At 60.9% G+C, this 15789-nt stretch carries 17 protein-coding genes; 5 read left to right on the top strand and 12 right to left on the bottom strand.

Going from position 1 to position 15789, the window contains the following annotated elements:
* Nucleotides 1-7: 7 nt before the first annotated feature.
* From LDN75_RS22090 to LDN75_RS22075, 4 genes are all read right to left on the bottom strand, one after another.
* Nucleotides 8-232 (bottom strand): helix-turn-helix domain-containing protein, encoded by a 225-nt coding sequence (locus LDN75_RS22090; protein ID WP_167510528.1) that lies wholly within the window; start codon nt 230-232, stop codon nt 8-10.
* A 106-nt stretch (nt 233-338) separates the two neighbouring features.
* Nucleotides 339-1529 (bottom strand): restriction endonuclease subunit S, encoded by a 1191-nt coding sequence (locus LDN75_RS22085; protein WP_223934807.1) that lies wholly within the window; start codon nt 1527-1529, stop codon nt 339-341.
* Nucleotides 1526-3022, bottom strand: a complete 1497-nt coding sequence (locus LDN75_RS22080; RefSeq protein WP_223934806.1) for a class I SAM-dependent DNA methyltransferase — start codon at nt 3020-3022, stop codon at nt 1526-1528. Before LDN75_RS22080 ends, LDN75_RS22085 begins: the two co-directional genes overlap by 4 nt.
* Nucleotides 3023-3118: 96 nt before the next feature.
* Nucleotides 3119-4234 (bottom strand): thermonuclease family protein, encoded by a 1116-nt coding sequence (locus LDN75_RS22075; protein ID WP_223934805.1) that lies wholly within the window; start codon nt 4232-4234, stop codon nt 3119-3121.
* A 208-nt stretch (nt 4235-4442) separates the two neighbouring features.
* Here LDN75_RS22075 and LDN75_RS22070 point away from each other — a divergent pair, with 208 nt between their 5' ends.
* The 3 genes from LDN75_RS22070 to LDN75_RS22060 all read left to right on the top strand — a co-directional run bounded on the left by LDN75_RS22070 (nt 4443) and on the right by LDN75_RS22060 (nt 6162).
* Complete coding sequence (locus LDN75_RS22070; RefSeq protein ID WP_223934804.1) at nt 4443-4949, top strand: hypothetical protein; 507 nt, start codon at nt 4443-4445, stop codon at nt 4947-4949.
* Between the two features lie 69 nt (nt 4950-5018).
* Nucleotides 5019-5663 (top strand): hypothetical protein, encoded by a 645-nt coding sequence (locus LDN75_RS22065; protein WP_223934803.1) that lies wholly within the window; start codon nt 5019-5021, stop codon nt 5661-5663.
* Nucleotides 5664-5700: 37 nt separating this feature from the next.
* Nucleotides 5701-6162, top strand: a complete 462-nt coding sequence (locus LDN75_RS22060) for a DUF3817 domain-containing protein (protein ID WP_223934802.1) — start codon at nt 5701-5703, stop codon at nt 6160-6162.
* 182 nt (nt 6163-6344) lie between these two features.
* On the opposite strand, the gene LDN75_RS22055 is transcribed toward LDN75_RS22060, so the two are convergent.
* From LDN75_RS22055 to LDN75_RS22035, 5 genes are all read right to left on the bottom strand, one after another.
* Nucleotides 6345-6983 carry a hypothetical protein gene (locus tag LDN75_RS22055; RefSeq protein WP_223934801.1) on the bottom strand — a complete coding sequence of 213 codons (639 nt, stop codon included), beginning with the start codon at nt 6981-6983 and terminating at the stop codon, nt 6345-6347.
* Between the two features lie 334 nt (nt 6984-7317).
* Nucleotides 7318-7989 carry a DUF6318 family protein gene (locus LDN75_RS22050; protein WP_223934800.1) on the bottom strand — a complete coding sequence of 224 codons (672 nt, stop codon included), beginning with the start codon at nt 7987-7989 and terminating at the stop codon, nt 7318-7320.
* 237 nt (nt 7990-8226) lie between these two features.
* Nucleotides 8227-8604: an RNA-binding S4 domain-containing protein gene (locus tag LDN75_RS22045; RefSeq protein ID WP_223934799.1), complete on the bottom strand. Its 378-nt coding sequence runs from the start codon at nt 8602-8604 to the stop codon at nt 8227-8229.
* A 165-nt stretch (nt 8605-8769) separates the two neighbouring features.
* Nucleotides 8770-9873, bottom strand: coding sequence for a sulfite oxidase (locus LDN75_RS22040; RefSeq protein ID WP_223934798.1), 1104 nt, complete (start codon nt 9871-9873; stop codon nt 8770-8772).
* A 161-nt stretch (nt 9874-10034) separates the two neighbouring features.
* Nucleotides 10035-11069 (bottom strand): aldo/keto reductase, encoded by a 1035-nt coding sequence (locus LDN75_RS22035; RefSeq protein ID WP_223934797.1) that lies wholly within the window; start codon nt 11067-11069, stop codon nt 10035-10037.
* Nucleotides 11070-11356: 287 nt separating this feature from the next.
* Here LDN75_RS22035 and LDN75_RS22030 point away from each other — a divergent pair, with 287 nt between their 5' ends.
* On the top strand, nt 11357-11848 hold the full coding sequence (locus tag LDN75_RS22030) for a flavin reductase family protein (RefSeq protein ID WP_223934796.1): 492 nt from the start codon (nt 11357-11359) through the stop codon (nt 11846-11848).
* Here LDN75_RS22030 and LDN75_RS22025 read toward each other — a convergent pair.
* A complete protein-coding gene (locus LDN75_RS22025; RefSeq protein ID WP_223934795.1) occupies nt 11845-12642 on the bottom strand; it encodes a hypothetical protein in 798 nt (265 codons plus the stop codon). The two genes, LDN75_RS22030 and LDN75_RS22025, sit on opposite strands and share 4 nt — an antisense overlap.
* Before the next feature lie 186 nt (nt 12643-12828).
* Between LDN75_RS22025 and LDN75_RS22020 the strand changes: the two genes are divergently transcribed.
* Nucleotides 12829-13233, top strand: coding sequence for a YchJ family protein (locus LDN75_RS22020; RefSeq protein ID WP_223934794.1), 405 nt, complete (start codon nt 12829-12831; stop codon nt 13231-13233).
* Between the two features lie 4 nt (nt 13234-13237).
* On the opposite strand, the gene LDN75_RS22015 is transcribed toward LDN75_RS22020, so the two are convergent.
* Nucleotides 13238-15202 (bottom strand): acyl-CoA dehydrogenase family protein, encoded by a 1965-nt coding sequence (locus tag LDN75_RS22015; RefSeq protein ID WP_223934793.1) that lies wholly within the window; start codon nt 15200-15202, stop codon nt 13238-13240.
* 63 nt (nt 15203-15265) lie between these two features.
* Nucleotides 15266-15568: a hypothetical protein gene (locus LDN75_RS22010; protein WP_223934792.1), complete on the bottom strand. Its 303-nt coding sequence runs from the start codon at nt 15566-15568 to the stop codon at nt 15266-15268.
* Nucleotides 15569-15789: the final 221 nt, after the last annotated feature.

The raw sequence follows: 15789 nt of genomic DNA, 5'->3' as shown, positions 1-15789 counted from the left end.
CGCGCACTCACCACCGAACTGCGCCCGTCTCGCTGTCGCGTATGGCGATCTCGAAACCAAGGGCTTGAAAGACATCCATGAACTTGGACGTTTCCACCGATGCTTTACCGGATTCGAGATCGATGACAAAGGTGCGTGAGACGCTGGCTCGCCGGGCCAGCTCTGCCTGTGACCACGCTCGCTCTTCCCTGAGTTCCCGGACCAAGGGCCCTGCCTCTCGGACTGTACGCAATAGCTGCTCCTGTCGCCGTGCGGCAACATTCACGAATGTCGCCGTACGCCGACTTTAGCATTTGTTGACGTACGGCGACAGGCCTGTCTGAGCGGTTGGCTGCTGCCTAAAGTTCGCCCTTGAACGCGCGGCTTTGGAGCGAAGCAAAGAGCGCGTCCAATTCCGCTAAGTGCTTGCGGTGGGTTTCCTTCAAACGCTCGACGGCGGCAATTCGGTTTGCGAAGGTCTGCTGCAGTTCGATGGGAGGACGCCTAAATTCGAACGATAGAAGCTTCGCTTGGGAAATGTTGCTGACACCCGCGGCACCACTCGACGCGTTGATGACGTATTCCCGGTAACCGGGTGACTTGGTTAGGAAACGAAAGTAGATCGGCAGTAGCAGGCTATTGTCGCCAATGTCTGCGCGCCACAATTTATCGGGTAGGTACGTGTGGTCTGACACCTTCTTGATCAGTGTTGCAACCCCAATCAAGTCCTTCGTGCCGCTGGCGCGAGTGACGACTAGATCACCTGTCCGCACCGCATGTTCGCTCGGTGGTGCGTAAGTGGCTGGCAGCGGCTTTGTGTGCTCGGGATCGAATTCACCCGACGAGACCGCACTAACCTTGAGGACTTTATTGACTGGATGAATATCCGCGCCGGAGCCGACTAGATTGCGTCCTCCAACAAACCGAAGCGACGCGTCCCGGAGGGTGATCAGAGGCCAAGTTTCGTCTCTAGACGTCGAGTGGAACATCGATTGGGCCAAGGCGTCGAGGTGGGCGATGGCTTGGCGGCGCTTGGCGCGGAGATCGTCGGCCTTATCCAATATCGCCGCAATCCGCCGCTGCTCCTTCAGCTCGGGAACTGGAACCTGAAGGCCTGCGGTTCGGTTGAGGTCAAGGTTCGAGATATTGGTCGTTTGGTTGGCGAAACTACGGACTACCGACTGAACTTGGCGGGATGAGAACCAACGGTACAGGTAACTGGCGTCCATAATCTCAACATTCGGGCGAAGGACAGTCACGAAGCCTCCGAAAGTAGTGGCTCGTTCAAGCTCCGGGACCCAACAGCACTTTCCGACCAAATTCCAACTGTTGGCACTGGAGATCAATACGTCGCCGCGTCGTAAGAACTGGTCGTCCTTCTTGACATGGCTTTTATCGATTGACCAAACGTCTGTAGTGTCCAAATGAGTTTGTACGTTCTTCGTCCGCATGCAGTCGATGTTGGAATCCGTCGCCCGCTGTACGTCTGTTCCTTTGAATGTGACCCCTCGAATGAACTTAGCGACTCCATCCAGCCGAGCTTCCTTCACTTCAGCAGCTCCCGCAGCTCGTTCATGCCCTCGGTGATTTCAGTCTCGAGCTGATCCAGTGCAGCCAGGATTTCCTCCGGGGCAGCGTGCTCGACCTCTTCGTACTCGATCTCCTTGTACCGGTTGAGCGACAGGTCGTAGTCGTTCGCCACGATCTCGGAAAGCGGAACACAGAAGGACTGTTCCGTGCGCGCCCGCTCGAGTTCCGCCGTCGTGCGCTGATTCCAACGCGAGAAAACGTCCTCAAGGTCGGACGACGCAAGCGGGGTGCGCTTGTCGTCAAGGCTGAAGCCGTCGGACTTTACGTCGTAGAACCAGACGTTGTCGGTGCCGCCGGAGTTCGTCTTTGTGAAGAAGAGGATGGCAGTGGAGACTCCGGCGTAGGGCTTGAAGACGCCGGACGGGAGTTTGACGACGGCGTCGAGCTTGTGGCCCTCGACCAGTGTCTTGCGGAGGGATTTGTGAGCGCCGGTGGAGCCGAAGAGGACGCCGTCGGGAACGATGACGGCCGCTCGCCCACCTGGCTTAAGCAGCTTGATGAAAAGTGCCAGGAAGAGGAGTTCGGTCTTCTTCGTCTTGACGACGTTCAGCAACTCTTTCGACACATTCTCGTAGTCCAAGCTGCCAGCGAACGGAGGATTGGCGAGGATGACGTTGTACTTCTCTTCCTCTACGGAGTGCAAGTCGGCAAGTGAATCGCGGTAGGAGACGTCAGGGTTCTCCACGCCGTGGAGCAGCATGTTCATCGAACCGATGCGAAGCATGGTGGAGTCGAAGTCGAAGCCATGGAACTGCTCGTGATGGAAGAACTTACTGGTCTCGTCATTGGTGAGGAGATTGCTGTTGTTCTTACGGAGGTATTCGCCGGCCTGAACCAGGAAGCCGCAGGTGCCCGCGGCCGGATCACAGATGGCTTCGAGTGGCTGGGGTGCTGTCATCGCGACCATGAGGTCGATGATGTGCCGCGGGGTTCGGAACTGTCCGTTGGTACCCGCCGATGCGAGCTTCGACAACATGTACTCGTAGAGATCGCCCTTGGTGTCGCGACCCTCCATGTTGATGGAGTCAATGACATCCACCACCTGCTTCAAGACACCCGCGTTCGGGATCTTGAACTGCGCATCCTTCATGTGGTGGCTATAAGTGGAGTCTTCGCCGTTGGACTGCTTGGTCAGCTCAGTTCGGAGGAACGGGAAGATGTTCTGCTGGAAGACCGTGAACATCTCAATCTGACCAAAGTCCTTGAAGTTCGACCAGCGGAGGTCCGAATAGGGGCGGCCCTGGGGGTCAACACCCTCGGGAAACACCGCGTTCTCGATCGGCTCGCCTAAGATGTTGGCCTGCTTCTCCGCCCGAGTCTGGTTCTCGTCCAGGCGCTTGAGGAACAGAAGGTACGTGATCTGCTCGATGACTTCCAGCGGGTTCGAGATACCGCCGCTCCAGAACGTATTCCAGACTTTGTCTACTTGGGACTTGATTTCACCTGTGATCACTCATGCGAGTTTAGTGCGTTCTCATGTGAGCCACGCCCATCGGTGAGAAGGCCTGGCATCCCCTAAGGGACTCCAGGCCTTCAGCCAAGCCGGTTGTCAGCAGGGACGCCAGGACTTGCCGCCGGGAGCGTAGCAGCGGGGGCCCGTGTACCCCGGGTAGGGATTCGATTGGGCCGGTGGCGCCGGCGGTACGTAATTCTGAGCTGGCGGAACATACGGCTGGACTGGCGGAACATAGGGAGCTGGTACGGGTAAGTTGCGTATCCGTTCAGCCTCGGCCGCCACCGCTGCTGCCCGAGCCTGTTCCGCCGCGGCGGCCTCATCGGCAGCCTTCTTTGCTGCCGCCTCTGCTTCCGCAGCAGCCTTTCGTTCTGCCTCCGCTCGCGCCACAGCGGCTACTCGTTCTTCCTCTGCCTTCTTCTCGGCCGCGGCAAGTGCCTTCTCTTGTTCCTTGAGCTGGTTGTGCGCAGACTCAGCCCGGGTTATTACTGCGGTCAGGGCGGTCAACTGGGCGGTTGATTCGCTGGCAGAGTACGCCGCCCAAAGGATGGAGTTCTCTGTTTCTCTCGCTGCGGACAGAAGGTCTTTTGCTGCCTTGGCAGTAACGATGGCCGTCGCCAGTCCAGTAGCCGATGCTCCCGCTCCGGCCGACGTCGTTGCCGGCGCCGCACTCTGTGCCGCTGTCAGTGCTTCGTTGGCAGCTGCCAGTTGCGCAGGGAGGGTGCATTCGATGCCCTCTGCGAAGAGCCCGGACTTGGCAGTACGCGCTTCCTCAAAGGCGGCTTCGACCGGCGGCAGGAACTTTCGGTTTTCTCCGATGACCATTGGAACCCCCAGTCCCCGGCGTGCGATCTCTGCGTTGACCAGCTGGTTGCTGGCATTGAAGACACCCGCCAAGGTGCGTCCGTATTTGTCGTGACGTTCGACGTCGAACTCCAACCTGACCTTGCTGCCCACCGGCAGTACTCCCTCAAGATGATCTGTCGCCTCCGGCCCAAGGCATTCGGTGGGCTTGTTCGGATCCTTAGTTTCCGGAGTATTGATGTTCAGCAGGCGAACAGTCTGATCGATGTTGTTGATGGATACGACTATGGTGTCGCCATCGATTACCCTGACGACGGTTCCACTGTCGGCATTGGCGGCAGCCGCCGCTACCAGGGAGCCAGTCACGATCGCGACTGCTGCCGTAGCTCCAATGATTAGCTTCCGCATGATGTCTGGCCTCCCACAACTGGGGCTTGAAGTGGAGGGTGGCTGTGGGACAGCCGGTTCTGGGTGCGCAAATAGTCCCCCTATTTATGCGAATGGAGTGATGAGTCGGCTGCTCAGCAGCCGTGAACACTTTAAGCTACAAGTGGTCATGGCGAGGCTTCGGGCCGGTGGTAGCGGGATGTGTGACGGGTGCTTGACACAATGGATCATGCTCTTCACCAAAAAGACCCTCACCGAGGACGGATTCACCGGATTCCGACCACTCGACGAACTCGATCCCATGCGGATCCCCCAAGGACCCGGGATATTCGTGGTCCTTCGCCCGGCTGGATTTGAACCGGTCTTTCTGAACAAGAGCACCGCCGGGACCTTCAAGAAGAAAGACCCATCATTGAAGCGCGAAGCACTTGCATCCGAGTGGCTTACAGACGCCTCAGTGCTTTACATTGGCAAAGCCAGCGCGGGCAGTCAGGGCAACCGGGGGCTACGCAAGCAAATCCAGGAGTTCATGGATTACGGCCGCGGGCGACCCACCGTCGTCTGGGATGCCCGGCTTATTTGGCAGCTGCGCGACGCCCTGGACCTGACCATTGCCTGGAAGGAACTGCCGCCGGAGGGGCTGAATGCCGCCGAAGCCGACTACCACGCCGCGTTCGTTGCCGCTCACGGACGCCTCCCGTTCGCCAATCTGGTCCAGGCGCGCGCCAGGAAATAGCCCAAGGAGGCCGACGGCGGGAGGTGCCTTCCGCCGTCGGCCTCCCGTTGGGTGGGTGATCGGCGGATAATGGCGTCCATGACGGCCGGCAGCCCCACTGCAAGCAACGCGGGTCAACCGCGCATCACGGTAGAGGTTCCTGTCCTTCGGATCGGTGGTGGGCAGGCCGATTACGAAGGTCTCATGCGATTCGTTGATTCGCTGCGCAAACCACAAGGGCTGCACATGACCCTGCTGCACATGGGGATCCTCGACGAACTCGCTGATGACATCGCCGCATGGACAAAGGGAAGGGCGACGCCGCAGAAGGTGCTGCCCGAAATCAGCAGCTGGCTGAAGGAACTGCCGGTGCTGCAGGGATTCCTGGGTAAGTCGGACAAAGTGGTCCCGCTGGGTGGCGGCCGGCTAATGGGGCTGGAGGTGGACGTACCCCAGGAAGTTCACGACTACCAAGCGCTTCTGGTGCAGGGCTTGCACGTGCTTCTTGATGATCTTGGCCTCGACAACATCGATGACTTCATCCTGGGCTCACCCGCTCTGGGCTACAGGTCGCCGCGCTGGTTGCCGCACATTGCCGTGGGAAGGGCGCGGTCGCGACACGAGCCGCCCGTGGAGATCGCTCCGGTGGCCATTGAATTCGGTGACTCACAAATCCGGAACAGGCAGGCGCTCCCTACCCAGGGTGATTCGGGAGGAGTCCGGCCACCACGGTAAATTGGAGGTGTCTCCCGATCTCAACCCGAGGACTTCCATGCAGCCCCGCACCCTGTTCCGAACCGTCGCTTTTGCCGAGGCCGTGACATGGACCCTGCTGTTGATCGGGCTGTTCCTGAAGTACGTCACGCAGACCACTGAACTGGGCGTGAGCATCGCCGGGGGCATCCACGGGTTCGTGTTCCTTTGCTACGCAGCGACGGCCGCCTTCACCTGGATCAACCAGAAATGGACGATGCGGACCGGCCTGCTCGCCATCGGCTCCGCTGTGATTCCCTATGCCACAATCCCGATGGAGAAGTCGCTGGATCGCCGCGGTCTTCTGGCCGGTGGTTGGCGTTTGGCCGCCGGGGGAGACAAGCCTGAGGGTGGCTTTGAGAAAGCCCAGGCGTGGGTTCTTCGCAATCCGATCCTTGCGGTTGTGGTGACCCTGGTTGCTGTGGGTGCAGTGTTCAGCTTCCTTCTGTTCATGGGCCCTCCGGGTACCTGGTTCTCCTAGATTCAGCCGACGGGAAGCATCGGTTCTTCGGAACTGGTGCTTTTCTCTTTAAGGCGCGATTCCTGCGTGGGCCTTCACCACCAACTCTGAAACCTGGACGGCCTGGACACGCCGTGTTGTGGGTGTGTTGCCGGGGCGTCGGTGGTCAAAGTGGGTGGTGGAAGTGAGGGGTTCTCGGCTGGCTATTGGGGTTCTGTTCCGAGGGTTGGTTCGGTGTCGGGGCAGCCCCAGGATTTGGGGTTTTCCTGGCAGGTGTCGGCGACGAGTGCTCGTTCTGTTTTCCAGACCTGGATGGTTTTGGGTGGGGTGGTTAGCTCCAGTGTTCCGTTGATGGGCAGTGGTGGGCCGTTGTTCACGGAGTAGGTGCCGGTGAAGCTGGTGGTGATGGTGGCAGGGTAGTTGCCTGTTTCTGTGTAGATGTGGCTGGTGCGGGTTTTGTTGAGGAGCCGGTCGGCTTCGGGGATGGCGTAGCCGGCTGCGGGGGTGGGGCCGAGGCTGGTGGTGTCGCCGAAGTTGTAGGTGAAGCTTGCCGGGGTGGCGGTCAGGTGGACGGCTTGGCCGAGGATGGTGACGTTGAAGGCTTGTTCGGTGGCGGTGGTGTAGAAGTTTGTAGGCCCGCCTTTGAGGGTGTGGGGGAAGGGTTGGGCTTCAAGGGTTCCTGGGTTGATCGGTAGTTGGCGGAAGTCGTTCAGGATCCGGGCTGCGATGTTCGCCAGGACGTTCTCGGGTTGGGCGTCGTACAGGCAGGTGGGTCCGCTGATCGCCGGATAATCTGTCCACTGTGGGTTCGCGATTGACTTCGGAGCTTGCCTCCAGATCACAGGTGTTCCTTCTTCACCACCAGGTGTTTTGGCAGGGCATTCCATCGCTAGGCATCCCCTGTCCGGAGTGTCTGTCCCTCCCGCACGGCAGTGAACGTCCGGCATGTACTGGTAGGGATCGTCAGATCCGGACGCACCGTCCAGCTTTGGAGTCAGAACGCCGGATACAGGGTTCCTGCTCCAATGTGTCGACGTCAGATTCAGCCCATTATCCACGTAGCCGATGTCAATCTTGGGCTCCTTCGCGATTGCGCTGCCACTGTGAACCACGAGAAGGATGGCCGTAGCAAGGATGAAGTTTACAAATCGAAGCGAAAGTTTCATCATCGTCAGGTCAGCGGATCAGTCCGAGATCGGCTAAGACCCATCGTTCATCTGCGAACTCCAGGGCGGCGCGACTAGCCGAGTTGGTTGCCGGCGTTGGATCTTGATAGAGAGATCCATCAGCATTTCTGATTTCGATAGCTTCTTGAATCACTTGAATGATGGCCATTTGGGAAGAGCTTTCGGAATTGAATTCTATTTCGACTGCTGCTGATCGGATGCCCGCCCCCGCCACCCATCGGCCCTCACTCCATCCGTCCTCGATACCGTCGCGAAGTGAGGTACACAAAGTACATGTAGGGGCACTGAGCGATTGAAGCGTGCCCGTTTCACCAGACTGGTAGCTATAGTTCAGTTGTTCGTACCAGTACCGGATAAACGCCGCCAGCCCCTCCTTTGTGTTCTCCTTCGCCACCTCGGGCATCACAGGCACCGGCACATTCTCTGCCTTGCCCTTCGCGTCGGCTGGCTTGTACACGCCTGGGGGAGCGGTAGTGGCCGAGGCCGAAGGACCTTGCGGCGAACCGCTCGAGGTGGGCGACGCCGTCGTCGTGCTTGTTTCGGAAGGTGCGCTGCCCGAGGTGCTGCCGCCCTGGCAACCAGTGAGAAGTAACGAGGCTGTCAGTCCGAAGACCGCTCCTCGAACAAGGGCACGTGAAGAATTGGCAGAAAGGCGTGACATGACAGGCTCCCCCAGCAGCTGTTTGGCGATGTGTCGGCCAGTCTAGGCGGGGCTGTATGTGGGATTCACGTCGAAGAGAACCGGTTGTGGATAACTATGGGCCGAAGCAGCGGAGAGACTGCTGGATCATTCGCCCAGGCAACCCGCCGATCCCAATTTTTCCGCGGTCTTGAATCCATGACCACCCCGATGATCCAGCAACAGCGCGCCGAATTCCCAAAGGCCCAGAAACAGCAACTACCCCCGCAATTTTTCCATGTCCCGCCGGTCCTTCTTGGTGGGTCGGCCGGCACCGCGGTCGCGCTGGGGAAGGCCGAGCTTTGGAGCCACCGGCCGCGGGGGAGTGTGGTCGGTGAAGCAGTGGGACGCAGCCTCGGCGCCGACACGTTTCGCGATCAGTCGCCGTACTTCGAGGATCCGTTCCCACCCGGATTCGCGCACGCGGATGGTGTCGCCAATGATCACAGTTTGCGACGCTTTGACAGGGTTGCCATTGATGCGAATGTGTCCCGCACGGCAAGCAGTTGTGGCCGCGGAACGGGTCTTGTAAGCGCGGATCGCCCACAGCCAAGCGTCGATGCGGACGGTTGCTGGGGAAGAAGTCGGGCTACTCATGATTGACACGAGTCTAGTCCCGGCGACAGTGCCAAGGGAGAACGCGGAAAGTGCGAGACCGGCGGAATGCTTCGAGATCGCAGGGAAAGGTCCGAGCGAACACGCAGCGTTCCAGCGTTTTCGAGGCAGGAGCCAATCTCGGTGGCCGGCCGCCCCGGGAAACCCCTACCGAACAGTCACCTCAACCCGTTGGGCCATATTGTTCCCGATGCCCTGGTAGTTCCACACCTGGTCGCTCGGCTGCAGCGCGCCCGAGGAATCCATGGCACGGCACCGCAACTCGTGTTCGCCCGGGCTCGCGACCCACACCATGGTCCACGAACGCCAGGCAAAATCACCAACGGCAGGTTCCAGGTGGGCCGGCATCCACTCGCCGTCGATCCCCACCTCCACCCGTTCCACTTCTCCGTGCCCTGACCACGCCCTGCCGTGCAGCATGACAGGACCAGCATCGACTACCCGGCGTCGGGTAAAGAAGTCAGGAATCCCTGGGGGCACCATCAGGGAGCGGACGCGGATATGCGTCACTGGCAAGCCTGGCCCATCGGGCCCCTGGAGATAGTGATACGCAACTGCCTGTTGGAATCCCATGAAACGTGAAGTCACTGCCTCAATGGACGTCAGCCACTTCACACTTGCCATCCCATACCAGCCGGGCACCAGGAGCCGCAGCGGGAAACCGTGCTGGATCGGTAGCGGGTTGCCGTTCATGGCGTAGACCAACATGACTTCAGGGTGCATCGCTTCGGCGATCGAAAGACTGCGGGCGTACGGCTCCTCGACCCCACCTTGGATACCGCTGTCGGCGCCCGTAAAGACAAGTTCGACGGCGTCACTCGCCAACCCTGCCTCCTCCAGCAGTGGTGCCAAAGGAGTTCCGGTCCATTCTGCTGTGCCTACGGCTCCCAGCACCCACGGTTGGCTGAGGGGGCGAGGCTGCAAGAGCGAACGTCCGTTGCCTGCGCATTCCAGGGTGACTGGCATGGTGACAGCTGGCCGCGCCTTGATGTCGTCGAGACTGAGTTCCAAGCTGTGATCAACCGCGCCACCGAGTCGCAGGCGCCATGCCTCAGCGGATACGTGCGGGATATCGAAGTGAATCAGCAGGTAGTGCAGCCCGGCCGGCGTGATGTCGTCGTGAAGGGCTTCGAGCGGCATTGAATGGTTGCGGCCGGAGAGCTGCAGCTCTTCGTGGGTCAGGGGACCTTCGGTCGGCTGTCCCGGGATGACGGCTTTCGCCGCATCTTGCTTGACATGGGGTTTGGACATGGGAGGCGGCGTTCTACTGGACCTGACGCTGCGGCGTGCCGCAGCACTTAGGACAAGGATCACGCCATGGTCCAATGCCGTCAATAGGCGATTGTGGGGCCTGCTTTGCGTGCTTGCGGAAGACTGAAGCGCGCAAAGGGGGCCTGGCAACGCAAAACCAGCTACCGGCGTCGAAGTTCCGGGTACTCGAGGTGGGGAGCAACCGTGCCGGCGTCCCGTTCAAGGAAGTTGACTGCGGGGGCCACGATGTCATCGATTTCATCCAAAACGGCTTCGCTGAGCACCACGTCGGCGGCCTTCAGGTAGTCCGTCAAATGCTCCTCGGTCCGCGGTCCAATGATCACGCTGGTGACGGCGGGATGATTCAGGGCGAAGCCCACAGCAAGCTGGATGAGGGTCAGCCCGTACCGGGCGGCCAGCTGTGCGAGTGCGTCCGCCGCGTGCAACTTGCCCTGATTGAAGGGAGCGCTCACGTCGAAGCGGCCCGGCACGGCGGCCGAACGCGAGCTTTCGGGCTGGCCCGCACCCACGCGGTAACCGCCAGCCAGCCACCCGCCGTCGAGCGGTCCGTAACTCAAAACCCCGACGCCGTACTGCTGGGTAATGGGGAAGACGTCGCGTTCGTTGGCGCGAACCAAAAGCGAATATGGGACCTGGTCCACAACCGGTGGCGTCAGGTGGTTGGTGTTCGCAATCCACTGTGCCTCCACCAGTTGCGCAGGGCTGAACACCGAGGTGCCGTAATAGAGGATCTTGCCCTGCCGGATGAGATCGTTCAGGGCAGTGATGGTCTCAAGGAGATCGGTGTTGTAGTCGGGGCGGTGCGCTTGGTAGAGGTCGATCCGGTCTGTGTTCAGCCGCCTCAAGCTATCCTCCACAGCCCGGACAATCCACCTTCGCGAGTTCCCCGCATGTGCTGGATTTGATCCCATTTGGCCATGGAATTTGGTGGCGAGGAAAACGTCGTCGCGCCTTCCATGGATTGCCTGGCCCACCACGACTTCGGCCTCGCCCTGCGAGTAGATATCGGCGGTGTCGATGCTGGTGATGCCACCGTCCAGTGCCGCCTGGATGATGCGGATGCTCTCCGCAGGGCCGGTGGGAGCCGTGCCCGTGCCGAAGTTCAAGGTACCCAGCGTGAGCGGGCTGATCAGGGCGCCAGTGCGTCCAAGCGTTCGTAGCTCGTTGAGGCTCATGTCGGCTTCCTGTGGTGGGTCAGTGGTTGGCAGTTGAGCGTCAGTTGTTGGGCCAACCTCATCAATGGGATGTTCAATCGAGGCTACACACGGCCGTGGGACGCCCAAATGCAAACGGTAGAACTTCTTCGTTTTTCGTCTTGCGGGGTAATGGAAGGGGCCTTACTTCGCGACATTTCTTGACACGCGGCAACACAAATGTCTTCCGAATCAACAAATATTGCCGTTCCCGGAAGCGGGTGAATTATGGGAAAGGAACTCAATCGACGCACGAAGGGGACAGCAAAATGACACAGACGACGGTAGAAGAAACGGCGGGCATCAAGGCTGCATTTGCGCAGTTCCCGTCTGGAGTCGCTGCCTTCAGTGCCATGGTGGATTTCACGCCGGAGGCCTTGGTGGCATCGTCCTTCACCGTGGGCGTGTCATTGGAACCGCCGCTGGTGATGTTCGCGGTGCAGAACTCCTCCACAACGTGGCCCAAGCTCCGCCAGGCAAGAAGGCTGGGCGTGTCCGTGCTGGCCGAGGGCCAGGAAGCGGCCTGCCTCCAGCTTTCCTCCAAGACCCGGGACCGCTTTGCCGGATTGTCCACCAGCGTCAGTGACTCAGGAGCAGTACTGATCGAGGGCGCCGTGCTGGGCTTCGAATGCGAGGTGGTCTCGGAGACGCCAGCCGGGGATCATGCGATCGTTGTCCTGGAGGTCAAGGCGACCACCATCAACCACGAATCCAAGCCACTGATCTACCACGGAGCAGCGTTCCGGCAGCTTGCTGCTTAGGAGTTGCGGCTGGCCCCGCTGAGCGAACCTTTACGGATCGGGCTCGAAGACTTTCCATTCTTGGAAGTGTTCGGGCCCGTTTTCTTAGGGCCGGCGTCCGGTGCCTTTGGGGCGGGTGGCTCGCCGTTGCTGGAGGGTGGTGTCGGCTCGCCCACCTCGCGGACGGTCACTTTGATGGCGGGTGGCTGCTCTGCTTTGGCCCGCGCGGCCGCCCTCTGTTCAGCTTCGGCAACGGCGTCGGCCCAGTCCTTTGCAAGCACGGGAGGTTCCTTGCTGGCGGCCACAAGCAATGGGTGGTGAGCGGCCTGCGTTTCAACCGCTTCTTTAACCTGGGTCGGCTTGAGCAACTTCCGGGGGCCGGCCTTCCACCCACCGTCCTTGAGGGCAGAAGAGGCGCCTGAGAGCCGGCGTCGAACATCCCCAAGGAGGTCCTTCCTGGGTTCCGCGGGGACGGCACTGGGTTCAGGAGTAGCAGCTACCTCGGGAGTGGGGCCGGTAGGAACGTAGGCAAGATCCTCCAAAGGCGACGCAACAGCATGGCTGGAGTAATCGACGTCGTCACTCGCGGGTGCCGGTACGTGTTCCGGAGCCGGGGGCAAGTGGACGATGGCGACTGTTTCCTTCTTGGGGAAGATCCCGACCATCGCCAAAAGAATCACCGACACAAGCCGTCCAACTCCGGCAACTACCAGAGTGATGATGACGATTATCCCGAGCCCAAAGAACATGAGGACAGCCATCCCCACTGTGCCCAAATACGTCAGGTTGATGGCGAGTGTTGTCGGATCCTCCACGTAGCCTCCCCTGGCTGTCGTTTTGTGATGCGCGCATTGCCCACCCAGCTTGCACATCTAGCCTACGGTCCAGCACTGAAGGAATCACGCCCCGCACCACGCTCTGGCAGGGTTGTTTCGAAGCTGTTATATGGCGTGGGAAAATATGTTGCCCAGCTCTCATTTTCAGCCTCGGATTGGGACCACATGACCCTAGATATCAGCCGACTCCGCAACGGAGTGTGCCCCTGCCTCTCCGGGGAGCAGTACGACGATTGTTGTGGGCGCTTCCACCGTGGGGACGCTGATGCGCCCACGGCCGAGCAGCTGATGCGCTCCCGGTATTCGGCGTTCGTCATCCTGGATCCGGAGTACCTCCTGCGGACGTGGCACGCGTCTACCCGCCCCGCGTCCCTGGATCTGGACGCCGACACGCAATGGCGCAGGCTCGACATCCTGGGTACGGCCAAGGGCGGGCCCCTGGACACCAGCGGGACCGTTGAGTTCGCCGCGCACTACAGGTCCGACGGCGAACGCGGCGTCCAGCGTGAACGCAGCCGCTTCGTGCGGGAAGGCAAACGCTGGTACTACGTGGACGGCGACGTCCTTTAGCGGGCTACCGATACTTACGGTGCAGGTTCTCCTTGCTTGAGGCGCCGGGGGACGCATCCGCGATCCACGGCCCGGTTCCCTCGGACTGGTCCAGGACCCCGGCTTCAAGCCAGGCGTAATCGCCGGCAAGAACCTTGCGCGAAAGGTGATGGTCGCCGTCGTCGGTGTTCCGCCAGAGCTGATCAAAGTATTCGTCCACCCGCACGCGGGCCTGTTCACAGTAGGCCTCGGCGAGTTCAAAGGCGGTAGCGCCGTGTTCCGGGTGGGTGCGCAGCAGCATTTCGGCGCGTGAGCAGCACGCGGCCATCGCGAACAGTTCGGCGCCGATGTCCACAATCCTGCCCAGGAACGCTTGCTTGTGCTCCAGCTTCGCCTGCCAGCGGCCCATGCCGTAGAAAGTCTGCCTGGCGAGCCGTCGCGAGGACCTTTCAACAAACCGCAAGTGCTTGCCCAGGCGCCCGAACTCACCGTAGGACCGCGGGTCCATGCCTGCCCCGGCCACGAGTTTCGGCAGCCAGCGGGCATAGAAACCAGAAGCCCCGACGGCGGCCCGCGCCTTGTCTTGCAGGCTGGCGTCCGCTGAGGCGAGGTCGCCCGCGGCGGCAAGGTGTGCGTCCACGGCTTCGCGTGCGATGAGGAGTTTCATGATCTCGCTGGAACCCTCGAAGATCCGGTTGATGCGTAGATCCCGGAGAAGTTGTTCGGCGGCCACGGCGCGTTCGCCCCGGGCTTCAAGGGACTCTGCGGTTTCAAAGCCACGGCCGCCGCGGATCTGAACCAGCTCATCGGCTATCCGGCAGCTCAGTTCCGTGGACCACAGCTTGGCCAGCGCGGCTTCGATGCGGACGTCCTTTTGGCCGGCGTCGGCCATCTCGGCCGATAGTTCAAACACAGCTTCCAATGCGAAGGTGGTGGCGGCGATGAATGCAATTTTCTTCCCCACGGCCTCATGCTTGCCCACAGGCCGGCCCCATTGTGTCCGCGCGTTGGACCATTCGCGGGCAATCTTCAGGCTCCACTTCCCAGCGGCAACGCACAGGCCGGGGATGGAAAGGCGTCCCGTGTTGAGCGTGGTGAGGGCGATTTTGAGACCCTGGCCCTCGCGACCCAGCCGGTTCTCCACCGGCACACGCACCTGGTGGAAACGGGTCACACCATTCTCAATCCCGCGCAGGCCCATGAAGGAGTTCCTGTTTTCCACGGTAATGCCGGGGGAGTCCATCTCCACGACGAACGCGGAGATGCCGCCCTTGTGGGTGGTACCGTCGGCGTCGGTGTGGGCCGGAACCCTCGCCATGACTACTACGAGCTCGGCGATCACCCCATTGGTGGTCCAGAGTTTCACGCCGTCCAAAAGGTAAGACCCGCCGTCGTCCGAAAGTACGGCAGTGGCGCCCATCCGGGCGGGGTCGCTGCCGACGTCGGGCTCCGTCAGGAGGAAAGCCGTGATGGCGCCCGCAGCGCAGCGCGGAAGGTATTCCTGCTTTTGCTCCGGCGTGCCGAATTCCTTCACGGGCTCCGGAACGCCAATGGACTGATGCGCCGAAATCAGCGCGCCAAGGCTCGGATGGACGGAGCCCACCAAAGCGAGTGCGCGGCCGTAGTAGACCAAGGACAGCCCCAGGCCGCCGTACTCGCGCGGGATTTTCATGCCGAAAACGCCAAGGTCCGCGAGGCCTGCAAGGTACTCGTCCGGGATCTTCGCGTCGCGTTCGATTACCCGTCCGGACATGGATCTGCAGAACGCCTCGAGCTTGGCCATGAACTCTTCGCCGCGCTCCACGTCCTCCGTTTTGGCTTGTGGCCACGGGTGGATCAGGCTGAGGTCGAAGCTGCCCAAGTAGAGGCCCTTGGCAAAGCTGGGCCGGTTCCATTCAGTTTCGCGGGCGGCCTCGGCGACGGCGCGGGCTTCTTCTGCTGTGGCGTTGACGCTTGCGGCGGTGAGACTGTTGTCAGTAGCGGACGTCATGGGATAACTCCTCTAGCCGGTTGTGCCGGATGGAGCCAGGGTCCGCCTCGGGTGGGGAACCCTTCAGCTGTCCCTCAATGCTACCCGCGAGTAGCTACCCGTGCTAGGGGAAACCTGGGGCTGGAAATCGGCCGGGATTTCCACTTGTCCTGCGTGATGGACCAGGCTGTCCCACGCAAAATTGATGCCGTGCACCAAGCCGCCCAAGACTGCCTTGACCGTGTACCAGGCCATGCCCATGGCGCCGATGAGCACGATAGTTGCTATGGCTGCTGCTGCGATAAACGCCACCAAAATGGCGGCGAAGGCCAGCGTTCCAATGAATACGTAGGTGGCTGTTTCAAGGGCGGTAAAGTCGAAATCCATGGTTCCCCCTATGCGACACTGCGTGGGTAGACGCGGCGTGGCTGCGTCGATGGATCTGACACTAGGGGTGGGCGTAGTTTTCGGCCAGCACAGAATCGCGTCGCAGGCGTGTCGATATGGGATCGAAATCGAACCGGGCGGTATGTTACGGAATGGTTGCGGCGAGTCGCTTCCGGAGCGTGCTTGGAAGGCTCGACGGCGGCCCATTCAGCACCCGCCCG

It is taken from the genome of Arthrobacter sp. StoSoilB5 (assembly GCF_019977235.1).
Taxonomy (GTDB): domain Bacteria; phylum Actinomycetota; class Actinomycetes; order Actinomycetales; family Micrococcaceae; genus Arthrobacter.
The sequence above is the reverse complement of the archived record's forward strand: the minus strand, read 5'-3'. Positions and strand labels throughout refer to the sequence as shown.